Source organism: Duodenibacillus massiliensis (assembly GCF_928721995.1).
Lineage (GTDB): Bacteria > Pseudomonadota > Gammaproteobacteria > Burkholderiales > Burkholderiaceae_F > Duodenibacillus > Duodenibacillus massiliensis.
The window spans coordinates 2,060,082-2,075,932 of record NZ_OV788642.1 but is presented as its reverse complement, the minus strand read 5'-3'; the positions used below and the strand labels follow the sequence as shown (position 1 = coordinate 2,075,932).

The 15,851-nt window shown below is 57.9% G+C and carries 11 protein-coding genes and 2 tRNA genes; all 13 read right to left on the bottom strand.

All coding sequences use genetic code 11. The features are described 5' to 3' along the window. Positions 1 to 232: 232 nt before the first annotated feature. The 13 genes from NXF97_RS09530 to NXF97_RS09470 all read right to left on the bottom strand — a co-directional run bounded on the left by NXF97_RS09530 (position 233) and on the right by NXF97_RS09470 (position 15,790). Positions 233 to 309: transfer RNA gene (locus NXF97_RS09530), tRNA-Pro, on the bottom strand. A 101-nt stretch (positions 310 to 410) separates the two neighbouring features. Beyond that, positions 411 to 1,670: a MerR family transcriptional regulator gene (locus NXF97_RS09525; RefSeq protein ID WP_022373733.1), complete on the bottom strand. Its 1,260-nt coding sequence runs from the start codon at positions 1,668 to 1,670 to the stop codon at positions 411 to 413. Between the two features lie 170 nt (positions 1,671 to 1,840). Then, positions 1,841 to 2,218, bottom strand: a complete 378-nt coding sequence (locus tag NXF97_RS09520) for an integration host factor subunit alpha (protein WP_022373734.1) — start codon at positions 2,216 to 2,218, stop codon at positions 1,841 to 1,843. A 48-nt stretch (positions 2,219 to 2,266) separates the two neighbouring features. Next, positions 2,267 to 4,675, bottom strand: a complete 2,409-nt coding sequence (gene pheT, locus NXF97_RS09515; RefSeq protein WP_274955816.1) for a phenylalanine--tRNA ligase subunit beta — start codon at positions 4,673 to 4,675, stop codon at positions 2,267 to 2,269. Between the two features lie 28 nt (positions 4,676 to 4,703). Next, on the bottom strand, positions 4,704 to 5,720 hold the full coding sequence (gene pheS, locus NXF97_RS09510) for a phenylalanine--tRNA ligase subunit alpha (protein WP_022373736.1): 1,017 nt from the start codon (positions 5,718 to 5,720) through the stop codon (positions 4,704 to 4,706). A gap of 252 nt (positions 5,721 to 5,972) precedes the next feature. Then, positions 5,973 to 6,329 (bottom strand): 50S ribosomal protein L20, encoded by a 357-nt coding sequence (rplT, locus tag NXF97_RS09505; RefSeq protein WP_022373737.1) that lies wholly within the window; start codon positions 6,327 to 6,329, stop codon positions 5,973 to 5,975. Between the two features lie 18 nt (positions 6,330 to 6,347). Next, positions 6,348 to 6,545, bottom strand: a complete 198-nt coding sequence (gene rpmI / locus NXF97_RS09500) for a 50S ribosomal protein L35 (RefSeq protein WP_022373738.1) — start codon at positions 6,543 to 6,545, stop codon at positions 6,348 to 6,350. Positions 6,546 to 6,703: 158 nt separating this feature from the next. Then, entirely contained in the window at positions 6,704 to 7,240 is a 537-nt protein-coding gene (gene infC, locus NXF97_RS09495) for a translation initiation factor IF-3 (RefSeq protein ID WP_022373739.1), read from the bottom strand. 125 nt (positions 7,241 to 7,365) lie between these two features. Beyond that, a complete protein-coding gene (thrS, locus tag NXF97_RS09490) occupies positions 7,366 to 9,285 on the bottom strand; it encodes a threonine--tRNA ligase (protein WP_074009238.1) in 1,920 nt (639 codons plus the stop codon). A gap of 194 nt (positions 9,286 to 9,479) precedes the next feature. After that, positions 9,480 to 9,556, bottom strand: a tRNA-Val gene (locus tag NXF97_RS09485). Between the two features lie 114 nt (positions 9,557 to 9,670). Further along, entirely contained in the window at positions 9,671 to 11,800 is a 2,130-nt protein-coding gene (locus NXF97_RS09480; protein ID WP_274955815.1) for a RelA/SpoT family protein, read from the bottom strand. Between the two features lie 162 nt (positions 11,801 to 11,962). Next, complete coding sequence (locus NXF97_RS09475; RefSeq protein WP_274955814.1) at positions 11,963 to 13,996, bottom strand: autotransporter outer membrane beta-barrel domain-containing protein; 2,034 nt, start codon at positions 13,994 to 13,996, stop codon at positions 11,963 to 11,965. A gap of 390 nt (positions 13,997 to 14,386) precedes the next feature. Beyond that, positions 14,387 to 15,790: a sodium:proton antiporter gene (locus NXF97_RS09470; RefSeq protein ID WP_022373743.1), complete on the bottom strand. Its 1,404-nt coding sequence runs from the start codon at positions 15,788 to 15,790 to the stop codon at positions 14,387 to 14,389. Positions 15,791 to 15,851: the final 61 nt, after the last annotated feature.

Genomic DNA, 15,851 nt, shown 5'->3' with positions numbered 1-15,851 from the left:
TCTGTTTACCTCCCGCGCTCTCTGCGCCGACTTCGGGCTTCTTATCCTGCGCGCGGGCCTCACGCTTTCCCTGCGGGAAATTCTGTGATTTGGAGACTGAGAACCGGCCGGTTTGTGATTACTGCACACCGGCCGTTTTCTTATTCTGCGGAGAAAAACTGACTCGCTGTCTGGAGCCACGGACAGAAGAATGAAAAAAGGAGACAACTTTCGTCATCTCCTTTCCTGGAATTGGTCGGGGCGGCGGGATTCGAACTCGCGACCCCTTGCACCCCATGCAAGTGCGCTACCAGGCTGCGCTACGCCCCGAATGAGTTGCGCATTGTACAGAGTTCGGCGCCTGTCGGCAAGAAAAATCAGCAAGCAGGCGCCGTTAAACCGTCAACGCATTGAAATCAAAGACTTCTTTATTACTCCGCAGTTTTTGCCGGCATGAGACTTTTGAGTTCATTGACTGCTGCATTTAAAACCGTACGAAGCCGCTCACACTCAGCGCGGCTGACGCGCAGTTCCTCGTCTTTGCCGGCCAAGAGCGTGTCCACCGACTGCCTCTTCTGCGCCTCTTCACTTCGGACAGCTTCAATGCGGCTTACCTCTTCGCTCTTTTGAGCAACGGTCTTCTGCAACCCCTCGATTTCAGCCTTCAGTGCTTCAATCTGGCGGGCCTGCACCTGAGCCTCATTTTCTTTTTCCTGCGTTTCGTTGCGGGCCTTTGTGAGTTCCGCGCGCAGTGAGGTCATTTCACCGGCTCTCTGGCGGATTTCAGCAGTCTGTGCTTCAAGGCTCTCACGAACCTTGATGAGGTCAGCCTCAAAGGTTGCGGCGCGGCTCTGGGAAAGCGCAAGCGCCTCCGTTTTTTGCTGCAGCTCCTGCTTAGTCTGCACGAGGTCCGTGCCGCCCGCGGTGAGTTCCGTACGCATCGAAGCCACACGCTCTTCAGCAGCCGCAAGGCGCTCTTCAACGGAAGCCAGCGCCACTTCCTTTTCATTTAAGACGGCCTTGACGCGGCGCAACTCTTCAGTCATTGCCGTGCGGTTAAGACGCAGTTCGGAGAGTTCCGCATCACGCGCGGCCAACTGCTCCTTAAGCGAGGCAAACTGGCCGGAAACGGCATCGGCCTGAGCGCGCACCCGGGCGATTTCCCCGTCGCTCACCTTCTTTGCCTGCGCAAGCGCTTCGTTTACGGCCTTGCGGGAAGCCTGAGCCACCAGCACCGACACATCGGGCTGCACGGCAGAAGGCTCATAAACAGGGGCCTGCGGCGCCACGGCAGCCGGAGCGGGCTCAGGCTGAACGGGAGCTTGAACGGGCACTTCAGGCTCTGCGGCCTGCGGCACAGTCTCAGGTTCGGCGGGCGCTTGCGGGGCGGAAGCCTCAGCCTTCGCCGCCGCCTGCTCGGTCTGAGTCTTTACGCCCACATGCGGCGCCACGATCGGAAACTTAATCTCTTCAGCGATGCGGGCCTTCGTTTCCTCAATCGAGAGGTGATCGACGTAAAGGAACTTTTTGATGCGCATCACGAGCGCTTCGTCATTGACGGTGAACCGGGTCTTGGGTGACCCGTCGCTTTCCCTTAACTGCGGGAACTGAATCTGCCAGTAACGCAGGATATAAGAGGCCAGTCCGCAACGTGCGGAGAGCTCATCAACAGAATAGGTCTGTGGGTACATTGGACTATCAAACCGGTTGCAACAACATCAATACTCATTGTGCTCAGGGCAGAAAAAAACCGGACTCAGCCGATGATGTGCTGATTCCGGTTTTCTTATTTACACCCCACGCATCATCGTCTGCTGAGTTTAGAGCAAAAGCGGCGCGCGTGCGCAGGCAATTTTCGGACTTACTTAACCGATTCCATGCCTTCGGGTTCTTTAAAGGAGGCCACGCTGTCGCGCATGTGCGGCGCGGCAAGGAACGTCACCACGCTGCGGGCGCTGATTTCGTGCGCTTCGCCGGTCTTGGGGTTACGGCCCGGACGGGCCACCTTGTCGCGGGTGGAGAAGGTCCCGAAGTTGGCAAGCTTCACGTCACGGCGCTGCACGAGGGCACGCAGAATTTCGTCAAACACCGTTTCGACAACGGCGTTGGCTTCGGCGCGCGACAGCCCCATGCGGTCGCAGAGCACTTCAACGAAATTCATCTTCGTAAGCGTTGAGTGATTTGCAGGCCCCACCGGGTACTTACCCCGCGCGGCATCGATCTGAGTCACAGGTTCCATTTTTTCGTGTTTTAACTGAACGGTTGAATTCAATAAATTGGTTTTCGTTTAAGCACGCAGGCGGCAGCCGAGCACGGAAAGCGCATCGAGCACCGCGGTCACCACGGCGTCGGCGCTTTCGTCGGACAACGCCTCTTCGCTCTTTGACGACAACGTCAGGCGGAAGGCCATGCTCTTTTCGGCCGCAGCCGCATCGTCTTTGGGGCGGTAGACGTCAAAGAGACGGAAGTCGTCGATGACGCTGCCCAAGTTCGTCGCCTTGAGTTTTTCCACCGCGGCAAAAAGAGCCGACGCCTCCACAGCGGCAGGTACCGTCACGGAAATGTCGCGGTGCATCGGCTGGAACTTACTTACGGCAACCGGATGCGGCACCAGGATGGTGGTGAGCGCATCGACGTCAAGCTCAAAGACAACGGCGGGTTTCGGCAGTCCGTATTCGTGGCACAGACGCGGATGCAGTTCACCCATAAATCCCGCTTCGCGGCCGTTAATAAGGATGCGTGCGGAGCGCCCGGGGTGCAGTGCCGGATGCACGAGCTTTTCAAAGGTGGCCTTAAGCGGCGCAATCAGCGCCTCAACGTCGCCCTTCACGTCAAAGAAGTCGACGTTGCGGGCGGCTTCGCCCCACTGCAGCGTGTGCGCGTCACCGTAGGCAAGGCCTGCGATATGGTTGGGCTGGCACACGCCCTTCACGGTAAAGTCACCGTCTTCGACGGTTTCATCCGGGAAGAACACACGGCCCAATTCAAAAACGCGGACGTCTTCGGCCTTACGGTTTAAGTTAAAGCGCAGAATGTCCACGAGCCCTGAAATGAGCTGCGTGCGCATGACGGAAAGCTGGCTTGCGATGGGATTCAGAAGCCGGATGGGCTTGTCGTTCCCCGCAAAATCCTTTTCCCACTTCTCTTCAACGAAACTGAAGTTGATGAGTTCCTGATAGCCGCGCTCGGCGAGAGCCAGACGCAGCGCGTGCTTGCTGCGGCTTGCTTCCGGAGCGCAGCGCATGCCGATACGGGCCAGGGGCGGCCGGTCGGGGAGCTTTTCGTAGCCGTAAAGGCGCGCCACCTCTTCCACGAGATCTTCTTCGATCTCGATGTCAAAGCGGTACGTGGGCGACGTGACCACGAAGTCTTCGCCGTCACGGGTAAATTCAAACCCCAGACGCGTAAAGGCCTGCGCCATGAAGTCTGTCGGAATGTCGATGCCGACGAGCTTATTGCAGCGCGCCGGACGCATGCGGACCGTGCGGACCTTCGGCAGATTCACGCACTGATCGTCAACCGGACCCACCTTCGTTTCCGCCGTGCCGCAGATGTCGAGCACAAGCTGCGTGATGTAGTGCATGTGTTCGACATTGCTGCCGTAGTCCACACCGCGCTCAAAGCGGTGCGCGGCGTCCGTGGAGAAATTAAGCTTGCGGCAGCGGCCCTGGATCTTGACCGGATACCAGAAGGCGGCCTCAATGAAGATGTCGGTCGTCTCATCGCTGATTGCGGTGGCGTCGCCGCCCATGATGCCCGCGATCGCTTCCGGACCGTTTTCGTCACAGATCACACCGTAGTAGGGATCAAGTTTCACGGTTTCTTCGTTTAAAATCTTGATCGTTTCGCCGTCCTTGGCCCAGCGAACGGTGAGGTCGCCCTTCACTTTCTTGAGGTCAAAAAAGTGCGTGGGACGGCCGAGCTCGAGCATCACGTAGTTGGAGATGTCAACGAGCGCGGAGATCGAGCGCTGACCGCTTCTTTCAAGCCGGTCCTTCATCCACTGCGGTGTGGGGGCCTTCGCGTTTAAACCGCGGATGACGCGCCCCGTGAAGCGCCCGCAAAGTTCCGGCGCCTCAATGTGAACGGGTTCGGTGCAGCTGCAGGTGGCTTCCACCGCGGGCATCGCGGGGATCGTAAGGGGAGCACCGGTGACCGCGTGCAGGTCGCGCGCGACACCCACCACCGAGAGCGCGTCGCCGCGGTTGGGGGTGAGTTTGATTTCAAAGCGGCTGTCATCAAGGTGCAACACCTTGCGGACGTCTTCACCCACAGGGGCGTCGGCGGGAAGTTCCCAAATGCCGGTATGGTCGCTTGAAACCCCGAGTTCACGGGCCGAGCAAAGCATGCCGAAGCTTTCCACCCCGCGCATCTTGGCTTTCTTAATCTTAAATTCCGGAAGCACAGCACCGATCTTGGCGCAGGCCACCTTCAGTCCCGCACGCACGTTCGGAGCGCCGCAGACAATCTGCAGAATTTCGCCGTTACCGACATCAACCTTGGTGACGTGCAGGTGATCCGAATTTTCGTGATCCACACATTCCAGAACGTGGCCCACGACAACCCCGGTGAAATCCGGGGCGATCTTCTGGACTTCTTCAACTTCCAGACCTGCCATCGTGAGCGATTCCGCGAGTTCCTCCGTCGTCAGATCCGGATTGATGTAGCTTCTCAGCCAATCTTCAGAAAAAAGCATCTCAGTAAACTCCTAAATCCGACACGTATCAGTTGAACTGGCGCAAAAAGCGCAGATCGCCTTCAAAGAACAGACGCAGATCGTCCACGCCGTAGCGAAGCATCGTGAGGCGCTCAAGGCCCGAACCGAAGGCAAAGCCGATGTAGCGTTCGGGATCCAGGCCGTAATTGCGGATCACGTTGGGATGCACTTCACCGGCACCGGAAATTTCAAGCCAGCGGCCCTTCTTGGGGCCCGTTGTAAAGGCCATGTCCACTTCGACCGAGGGTTCCGTAAACGGGAAGTAGCTCGGACGGAAACGCACGATGAGGTCATCCGTTTCAAAGAAGCGGCGCAGGAAGTCGGTGTAAACGCCCTTTAAATCCGTAAAGGAGATGTCGTCTCCCACCCAGAGGCCTTCAACCTGATGAAACATGGGCGAGTGCGTGGCGTCGCTGTCCACACGGTACGTGCGCCCCGGGGCGATGACCTTAATGGGCGGCTGATGCGTGCGCGCATAGCGCACCTGCATGGGAGAGGTGTGAGGACGCAGCGGCAGCGGCAGCCCCTGCCCGTCGTTACGGTCCACGTAGAACGTATCCTGCATGGAGCGGGCCGGATGGTTCGGGGGGTTATTTAAAGCCGTGAAGCTGAACCAGTCGCTTTCGATTTCAGGGCCGTCTGCGACATCAAAACCGATCGAGCGGAAGATCTCCTCAACGCGCATCCAGGTGCGGATCACCGGATGCACGCCGCCCGCGGGCACAACGCGGCCCGGCAGCGTCACGTCGACGGCTTCGGTCGCCAGCTTCTTTTCGAGTTCGGCGTTGGCGAGCGCCTCGCGGCGGGCCGTAAGCGCAGCATCGATGGCCTGCTTGACCGCATTAATCGCCTTGCCGCGCTCCTTGCGCTCTTCGGGCGCGAGCGCACCGAGCCCCTTCATGAGCATCGTCACGGCGCCGGACTTACCGAGGTAACGGGCCTTTGCGTCTTCAAGGGCCGCAGGCTGCGTTGCGGCCGCAAAATCGGCCTTGGCCGATTCGATCAGTTGTGTCAGTTCATCCATCGTTCAACCATCAAGAGCGCTGTTGAGAGAGGCGTCACAGACAACGCCCAAAAAGCGCACTTTGCCTTTACAGTATCGGGGAGTCCGTGATTATAGAAAAATCTACCGAAAAATCAACGTGTTACAAAATTTTCAGGCATAAAAAAAGCCCGGCCCCCGTTACAGTTGTCTGTTTTCGGAGAACCGGCGCTTTTATCCGTGCGGGGAAACCCTTTCGGATTGTCCCGCACGCTGAGTCAGTGAAAACTCAGATTAAGCCAGGGCAGCCTTGGCCTGTTCGACGAGAGCGGCAAAACCGGTCTTGTCAAAAATCGCCATATCGGACAGAACCTTGCGGTCCAGAGCGATATCGGCCTTCTTGAGGCCGTTCATGAAGCGGCTGTAGGTCATGCCGTTCGCACGGGTTGCGGCGTTGATACGCGCAATCCAGAGGCGACGGAAGACGTGCTTCTTGTCGCGGCGGTCACGGTAAGCATACTGACCGGCACGCATGACGGCCTGCTTGGCAACACGGAAAACGTTGTTGCGGCGCAGACGGTAACCCTTGGCGAGGGCAATAATCTTCTTATGACGGGCACGGGCCGTCACACCACGCTTAACTCGAGGCATTGTTCTTCCCCTCCCTTCTTATGCGTAGGGCAACATACGGTGAATGGACTTGCTGTCAGACTCGTGAATGGTGACCATTCCGCGGAGGTGACGCTTGTTCTTCGTCGTACGGTGAGTCAGGATGTGGCGCTTGGTGGCGTGCGCACGCTTGATGGATCCGCCGGAACGGACCTTGAAGCGCTTCGCAGCAGCCTTCTTTGTCTTCATCTTCGGCATTTGCCGTTCTTCCTTCTGATTTATCGGAACATCAGGCGGACCGGACGTTGATTGACTCAACCGTGCCGGCCTCTTCGTTTTGCCCGCCCCGACTTTTAACCGCGGCCGAAAATTTTTCAGCCGTAGCGTTTTGAAAGTCCGTGATTATATACGAAAAATCACTTCTTTTTCTTCGGCGCCAGAACCATGATCATCTGGCGGCCTTCAAGCTTCGGATTCTGCTCGATCTGAGCCTCCTCAGCCAGATCCGTGCGGATGCGTTCCATGATCTGGGCACCCAAATCCTGGTGCGCCATTTCGCGGCCGCGGTAGCGGAGCGTCACCTTGGCCTTGTCGCCGTCTCCGAGGAAGCGGCGCAGGGCGCGCAATTTGGTCTGATAGTCGTTCTCGTCGGTGGCCGGGCGGAATTTGACTTCCTTGACCTGCACCACTTTCTGACGGGCCTTCATTTCCTGCGCCTTTTTCTGTTCCTGATAGCGGAACTTGCCGTAATCCATCAGGCGGCAGACAGGGGGCTGCGCGTTCGGTGCGATTTCCACCAAATCCACATCGGCCTCTTCGGCCATGCGCAACGCTTCGGCTGTACGGACAATACCGATCTGGGCGCCGTCGACGCCGGTCAGTCGGACCTCAGGAACCCGGATCTCGCCGTTGATCCGGTGATTGCGATCTTGAGCTATGACACTACTCCTCAATGTTTCTTCTGAATTTCCTCCGCAGACTCAGGAGGAAAGCCGCGGCGCCGGAAATTGCTTCCGGGGCACCGCAAGGAGCCACCCTTAACCGGGCGGCTCACGCACCGGCAGAAACGGTCTGCGCCTTATTCGTCCTTATTGAGACGACGGGCATTTTCATCGGCCACACGGGCGATGAAGTCAGCCACGGGCATCACACCGAGATTGCGGCCGCCGCGGGCACGGATGCTCACGGTACCGTTCTGCTTTTCCTTGTCGCCCACAACGGCGATATAGGGATGTTTCTGCATGGTAAGCTCGCGGATTTTATAGTTGATCTTTTCGCCGCGCAAATCAGTCGTGACGCGCAGGCCCGCGGCCTTCATCTGTTGGGCAACGCTCTTGGCGTAGTCAACCTGATCGTCCGTAATGGAAGCCACAGCCACCTGGAAGGGGCTCAGCCACACCGGCATCGCGCCCGCGTAGTGTTCGATGAGCATACCGATCCAGCGCTCCAGAGACCCGAGAATGGCGCGGTGCAGCATCACGGGCACCTTGCGGCTGTTGTCTTCGGCGACGTATTCGGCACCGAGGCGGCCGGGCATCTGGAAGTCAACCTGCACCGTACCGCACTGCCAGGAGCGGCCGAGGCAGTCCTTTAAGTGGTACTCGATCTTGGGACCGTAGAAGGCGCCTTCACCGGGGAGCACTTCATAGGGCACACCGATGCTGTCAAGACTGTGGAAAAGGGCTGCTTCAGCCTTATCCCACACGGCGTCTTCACCGATTCGCATTGCCGGGCGCGTTGCAACCTTAAAGGCGATGTCTTCAAAGCCGAAGGTGTGATAGACCTCACGCACGATGCGGGTAAATTCCACGCATTCCGAGAGAATCTGATCTTCCGTGCAGAAGATGTGACCGTCGTCCTGCGTGAAGCCTCTCACACGCATCATGCCGTGAAGCGACCCCGAGGGTTCGTTGCGGTGGCACTGACCGAATTCACCCAAGCGCATCGGAAGATCGCGGTAGCTTCTCAGATCCGCATTAAAGATCTGGATGTGGCCCGGGCAGTTCATGGGCTTTAAGGCGTAGTAGCGGTTTTCGCTTTCCGTCGTGAACATGTTCGCGCGGTACTTTGCCCAGTGACCGGATTTTTCCCAGAGGGTGCGGTCGATCACCTGCGGGGTCTTCACCTCGAGGTAGCCGTTATCCTGGTAGATGCGGCGCATGAACTGTTCAACAACCTGCCAGATCGTCCAGCCCTTGGCGTGCCAGAAGATCATGCCCGGGGCTTCGTCCTGCAGATGAAAGAGATCGAGCTCTTTACCGAGTCTGCGGTGATCGCGCTTTTCGGCTTCCGCGAGCATTTCAAGGTAGGCGTTCTGTTCTTTTTCCGTCGCCCAGGCCGTACCGTAGATGCGCTGCAGCATTTCGTTTTTGCTGTCGCCCCTCCAGTAGGCACCCGCGACCTTCATGAGCTTAAAGACCTTGAGTTTGCCGGTTGACGGCACGTGAGGCCCGCGGCAGAGGTCGGTGAAGTCGCCCTGGCGGTAGAGCGAAATCGTTTCACCCTGCGGGATACCGGCGATGATCTCGGCCTTGTAGTGTTCTCCGAGGCCCTTGAAGTACTTCACGGCTTCGTCACGGTCCATCACGAAACGTTCGACCGGAATATCCTTTTTCGCGAGTTCATGCATGCGCGCTTCGATCGCGGTGAGGTCTTCGGGCGTAAAAGGACGTTCGTACTTAAAGTCGTAGTAAAAGCCGTTTTCAATGGCGGGTCCGATCGTCACTTCCGCCGTCGGATACAGTTCTTTGACAGCCTGCGCCATGAGGTGGGCGGTCGAGTGGCGTAAAAGCTCAAGCCCTTCGGGGTCCTTGGCGGTGACAATCGCCACCGACGCATCCTTTTCAAGCTTATAGGACAGATCGACGAGCTTACCGTCAACCTTGCCGCAGAGGGCGGCCTTCGCGAGCCCTGCGCCGATTGACTGCGCCACATCGGCCACCGTCACGCCCGCTTCATACTCCCGGCGCGAGGCGTCGGGCAACGTCACCGTAATCATTTTGACTCCTTTATCCGTTGCGCCACGTGACGCAGCCGATAGTGTTTTTTCAGTCCAAAAAAAAGTGCGGCCCGTGAGCCGCACTTTTTGTAGAGAAGAAGGATTCGCGCCGCCCGCAGACTTAAAGCTTACGGGTGTTTGTTGTCTCAGATATCAACAAACTGTAGGACACTTTTCCTGTCTCCTGAAAATTCTGGTAGGCACGATTGGACTCGAACCAACGACCCCCACCATGTCAAGGTGATGCTCTAACCAACTGAGCTACGTGCCTGAGAGAGATGCGAACTATACAGAGGCAAAAACAAAATTGCAAACCCGCAAACCTGACATTTTACCTTGTTTTGTTTAACCCACTGATTTTGAATGCTTCTTAATTTTTGACCTCTTACGCGCGGCGCGCACTCATCACGCCCGGAAGTTCTCTTAAGGCGGCAAGCGAGCGCACGAGGTCACTTGAATCATGCACTTCCACCGAAAACCGCATGTGGGCGTCGCCCTTCACATTCATCGTGTTCATGCCGATGATGTTCTGCTTTTCGCGCATGAAGATTTCGGAAATGTCCTTAATAAGGCCCACGCGGTCCTGCGCTACCACGAAGATGTCAACGGGATAAACCGCCTCAGCCGAGTGCCCCCAGCTCACTTCAATCATGCGCTCGTGTTCGTTGGCGGACAGGTTTTTGACATTGGGGCAGTCCATGCGGTGAATCGTCACACCGCGCCCGCGCGTCACAAACCCGATGATTTCGTCCGGAGGCGCCGGATGGCAGCAGCGCGCAAGCTGCGTCATAAGTGACCCCACCCCCACAACGAGCACGTTGTCCTTGCCGCCCTTTTTGGCGTTACGCACAAGCACGTCGGGTTCGGGCTCATTGTTTGTTTTCTGCGGCTGCAGGGCCTGCTCGATTGAGCGGGGGCTGAGCTCCTCTTTCGCGAAGGCAATGCAGAGGTCATCGACCGAGTCAAACCCGAGGCGCTTTGCAAGATCCTCAAGCTTCACGGCGGTTTTCCCGAGGCGCGCGAGTTCCTTATCGAGCCTTTCGCGGCCCGCATCGGTCTGCTCCCGCAGTGTCTGCGCGTTAAACCACTGACGCACTTTGGTACGCGTTCTCGGGGAGACGGCAAATCCGAGTTCAGGGTTAAGCCAGTCGCGTGAGGGACCGCCCGTTTTCACCGCGATGATTTCCACGGTCTGCCCGGTCACAAGCTTCGTGTTTAAGGGGACCATGGCGCCGTTAACCTTGGCGCCCCTGCAGCGGTGACCGAGTTCGGTGTGCACCTGGTAGGCAAAGTCGATGGGCGTAGCGCCCGCCGGGAGTTCCACCACCCGCCCCTGCGGTGTTAAGGCGTAGACGTGGTCGTCAGCAAGGCCCTCGGCCTTCGGAGGCTCCACGTCACTGTGCCAGGCAAGAATCTGCCTCAGCCACGCCACACGCTGCTCTTCGGCTTCCGCGCCCTTATCCTTGTTGGAGTTTCCGGTTTCCTTGTATCGCCAGTGCGCGGCCACACCAAGTTCTGCAAATTCATGCATCGCACGCGTGCGGATCTGAATTTCGACCGGTTTTCCCGAGGGGTCAGTCACCACCGTATGCAGCGACTGGTACCCGTTGGGTTTCGGGTGCGCGATGTAGTCGTCATACTCTTTACTTAAAACCGTGAAGTGCTTCTGCACGATAGAGAGGACCTGATAGCAGTGCTCCACCGTGTCCACGATGATGCGCATGGCGCGGATATCAAAAAGCTGGTCAAAGCGCAGGTGCTTACGCACCATCTTTTTGTAAATCGAATAGATGTGCTTGGGGCGGCCGCTTACCTCGGCCTGAATTCCCTCTTCCCGCAAAAGAATCCGGATCTTGTCGACGCAGTCCTGCATGAACTTGAGGCGCTGCTCGCGGGTTTCATCAAGTTCCCGGGAGATTTCTTCGTAGATCTTGGGTTCGGTAAAGCGAAGCCCCAGGTCTTCAAGCTCCCACTTCATCTGCCAGATACCGAGGCGGTTTGCCAAGGGCGAATAAAGCGCGAGCGTTTCGCGCCCGTATTCGGCGGCCTGCGGTGCTCCGGACGCCGCAAACCACCGAAGCGTCTGCAGGCGGCTTGCAAGCCTCAGAATCACCACGCGCAGATCGTGGCACATCGCCAAAAGCATGCGTCTTAAGGCTTCGGGCTGATAGACGTCCCGTTTGTCGCTTCGCGCCCGCTGGCTTACGTTCACCAGGCGCTGCAGGTCAGTGACAAGCTGCAGCACCACCGGTCCGAACGTTTTTTCAATCCACTCTTCGGAGTCATGCACGCAGTCGGCGACGTCAAAGAGGTAAGCCGCACAGAGAAGCTCATCATCGTCGCGCACCCCGCGCAGAATGTCGGCCATGCCGTCGGCGTGCGTGAGGCGGTCTTCTCCCGTAAAGAGCTTTTGCTCACGGTAAAGGGGCTCCACCAGACGGCGCGCGAGACGCCAGTCAGGCGTCCCGGTCACTTCAGCTGCGGGGGTATCAGTGGTTTGCGTGACTTCAGACATCTTGAGACTCTAATCCGGGAAAAACGCGGGCGGCCCGGGAAAATGTCGGCCGCCTGCGGTCTTGGAAAACAGATTTTTTAATTGTACCGACTCAACCCGCAAAGCTTTACTTTCTTTGTGCCCGCAGTGTTGCCGAACGTATCGGGCACACCGGCCCCCTCGTCAGAAAAACGCCCGGTAGGTAAGCGCCGCCCAGACGCCCTTCATACCGTATTGAGCGACTTCACCTCCGGCCTTAACGCCCAGCGTCCAGTAAACAGGAATGAGGTTGCCGGTGGGTTTGGCGCCGAACCCGAAAATGCCGCCCTCGGTTTCTTCAATCTGCCGGGAAGTTGCAAGTTCAAATCCCGCCGAAGCGGCCAGCCGCCACTGCGGCACACCGTTAAAAGTAACGGACGAGGTGACGGTATCGTTGGCAAGGCGGCTCGTGATATTCCAGTCAGTGTCTCCGGTATTTATTTCGGCCAAAAGTTCCGCCGAGGGCGTGAGCGTAAAGTAGCTGTAGGACCAGCTCCCCGCAGCTTTAAGCCCTGCTCTGAAGCTCATCCACTGAAGTTTCTCCGTTTCCGTTTCAAAGGCGGTTCCCGAAACAGCGGTTCCGCCGTTAATCCGCACGGACCCGTCACTGACTTTGGCGGTGTTATAGGAAACAGACGCCGCAGGCTGCCACCACAAATCCGGCGTCCCGTACGGTACGGCCCGCCATTCAAATCCCGCCGTGAGGCTCTTTATTTCGGGTTCCGTGATAAAGCGGCGCTCCACTTCGACTTTTTTGGCTTCGCCCTGAGCGGCCGTATAGGTAACGGCTGCCGTCACCGTTCCCCAGGTTCCCGCATCATAAAAAAGCGCAGCACCGGCGCCGGCCGCGGTGTTCTCCGCAGTAAAGCCGTCAATCACAAAGCCGTTGTTGTCGATATCGGCCGTAGCCGCACTCATCGCGACGGTGACGGCCCATTTGTCGGAGAAATGCCAGTCCAGGCCGAGGATTCCGCTCGTGATGTCAGCCTCATACGTCCAGTCGTAGCCCGAAACCATGTCGCCCGAATCAAAGCGGCCGGTTCTCACGTCCGCCCACCAGTATTTGTTCGTTTCGGTAAGAAGCCCGTTTTGCCTCACGTCGTGGGAAAGCAACATGTCGTGCGCCGTTGTCTGCATGCGCTGCGCGGTCTGCACGAGGCCAAAGGCCGCGGGCATAAAAGCCGAGGAGTCAAGCGCCGCCGAAGCCGCGGTCTCAACACTGTGCCCTGTGGCGCCCTTACCGTCAAAAAGATCGTTGATGTAGCTGTGACCAGCACCGTAAAGCGCGAGGTTAGCCTCGAGCTTGGCGTCCAGAATCGTCTCCACGCGTCCCGCAAGCGCCCGGGCTTTTAACCCCGCCGCATCCTTCCAGTAGCGCCGTGTAACGGCAAGCGTGCCGTTTTCGATCGTGAAGTCACCCCAGAAACGCGTGCCCGTGATGGTCACCATATCATCGGTCCAGGACTGATCAAGCGTGAGGTTTAAGGGGTTTTTACCATCCCAGCCGGTGATCACAAGGTGCGCTCCGGTCAGAGCCGTCACGCTTTTTAGGTCAGCAGATGCCCGCGTTGTTGTTAGGCCCGAAGCGTCCAGAAGCCACCGTCCGGCTGAGCCGATGCGGATCCCGGTAAAGCCCGCGTCCGTTGCCGGGTCGGTTTCAGTGACACCGACCTCCAGCGCAACCCCTGCGTCTTTGATCTGAGATTCCGCGGTGCCGTCGCTCACAAACACCGCACGGGTGCCGGGTTTGGCGAGAGCCCCCTGCGCTAAAAGACTGTTGAGGCCCTTTTGATCTTTGCCGTAGGCTGAAAGAAGACGGTCGCCGATGACAAAGACGCTGTCGCCGGTGACCGTGAGAGCCGCCGGTGCGGCAGACGGCATTTCGCCCGAACTCACGCTGTAACCCAAATCCGGCCTAGCCAATTGTCCGACAAGGACCATGGCAGGCGCGTAAAGCTCTGACGTGCTGCTCCCGGCAACATGAACCGCCGCACCGGAGTCAACCTGCAGAGACGAAACGGAATAAAACCCCTGACCGAATGTCACTTTTCCGGGGGCTGCTTCTTCAACCGCTGCGTCATTCCACACTGTGATCGTTCCCAACAGTCCGTCGCCGGTGAGATCAAGTGAACCCGATATTTCCAGGCTCCCTTCTTCGAACTCAAACTTCCCTGCCACAGAATGCGCTCCCTGATTCAGCATCAGCTTGCCCGGCCCTTTCAATGCAACGTCTCCGTTGATCGTAAGAGGGGCATTTGCAACCAGAGCATAGGGCTGCTCACCTTCAGACGCCGACAGAAACTCAACCCCCGATGAATAATCGGAACAGGCGGCTTTACTTCCGCAACTGCTCGGCTCTTTTATCTGAACTGCCGCCGTCGCCGGCATTGTCGTCAAAATCGCGCACGCTGTGATCAACGCGGCCGTGTGCGGTTTGTACTGCATGACTTTGTCTCCTTGTGCCGACCAGGATCGCTGTATCGACACATTAAAATGAAGCGGCCGGCAGGTTAGTTACCCATCGGCCGCTGAAAAACTACGGAATTTTTGTTTTTATCCGGTGGTGCATCACAGGAAAATCATATCCACGATGAAAAAGACCGGGAAGAGAATCCCCACGGACCAAAGCATGTAACCGAAAAAGCTCGGCATCTTGATGCCGCGTTCGTGCACGATCGCCACCGTCATAAAGTTCGGGGCGTTGCCGATATAGGTGACGGCACCCATAAAGACCGCACCCATCGAAACGGCCGCCAGAGTCCTTGCGTGCTCAGTCATCAGGCTCATGGGATCGCCGCCCGCCAGGTTAAAGAAGGCGAGGTAGGTGGGCGCGTTATCCAGAAACGCCGACAGCGTACCCGTGAGCCAGAAGAACATGACGTTGTTGAAGTCACCGTTATCGTGCGTCACCAGAGAGACGAGCGCTGCAAACGCGCCGTCGTGACCGGCTCTCAGCATCTCAAGCACCGGCACGATGCAGATAAAGATACCGAAAAAGAGTTTGGCGACTTCGGCAATCGGCGCCCATGTGAACTGATTGGCCGTACGGGCAATCTTGGGCGTAGTGGCAAGCGACAAAACCGCAAAGAGGATAAAGAGCGCATCACGCACAAGACCGGGAAGGGTCAGATGCACCGTGAGCACTTCAAAGTGCACGTCGCTTTTCCAGAAGCCGCTCATCAGCACCGCACCGATAATGCCGGCAAGCCAGAGGAAATTGACGGCGCCGTCAATGCCGAAAGGCACGGACTGATCGTTATTCGGTACAAACGTTCCCTCACGGACTTCCTTACGGTAGCAATACACTTCAATGGCGAGGTACACCGCCATCAAAAGCGTCAGCGTCACAAGCAGAGGCGGCAGGAGGTGCACCGTCGTCCAGAAGAAGTCAACGCCGCGCAGGAACCCGAGGAACAACGGGGGGTCTCCCAGGGGCGTAAGGCACCCGCCCACGTTAGCCACAATGAAGATAAAGAAAATGAAGGTGTGCATCTTGAGACGCCGCCCTTCATTGGCCGCAATCAGGGGGCGAATGAGCAGCATCGCCGCGCCCGTTGTCCCCATGAGGTTTGCAAAAAACGCGCCGATCAGAAGAAACGCGGCGTTTACAAGGGGCTTACCGACGAAACTTCCCTTCACATGAATGCCGCCCGCGACCACAAAAAGTGCGCCTACAAAGAGCAGAAACGGGATGTAGTCACCGAGAATGGCGTGCGCCACGGCGCCCGTGGCGGTTGACGTGCCCGCATAGATAAAAAGCGGCACCGCGCAGCAAAGCGCCCAGAAAACGGCGACCTTACCGAAATGGTGGTGCCAGAAGGAAGGGGCTAAGAGCGGAAACAGGGCAATCGACAAAAGAATGCCCGCAAAAGGCACGGCCCACCACAAGGAGAGCTCGGCGCCGTTAAGTCCGGCAGCCTGCGTGAGTGCGGGAAGGCCCGTCAGGGCTGCCGCCGTCAAAATGCGTCGCAACAATCTGTACTCCCGTTTTTGAGAGAAAAAGTCGTGCCGACGGGCCAAAACCGCCCCGCCG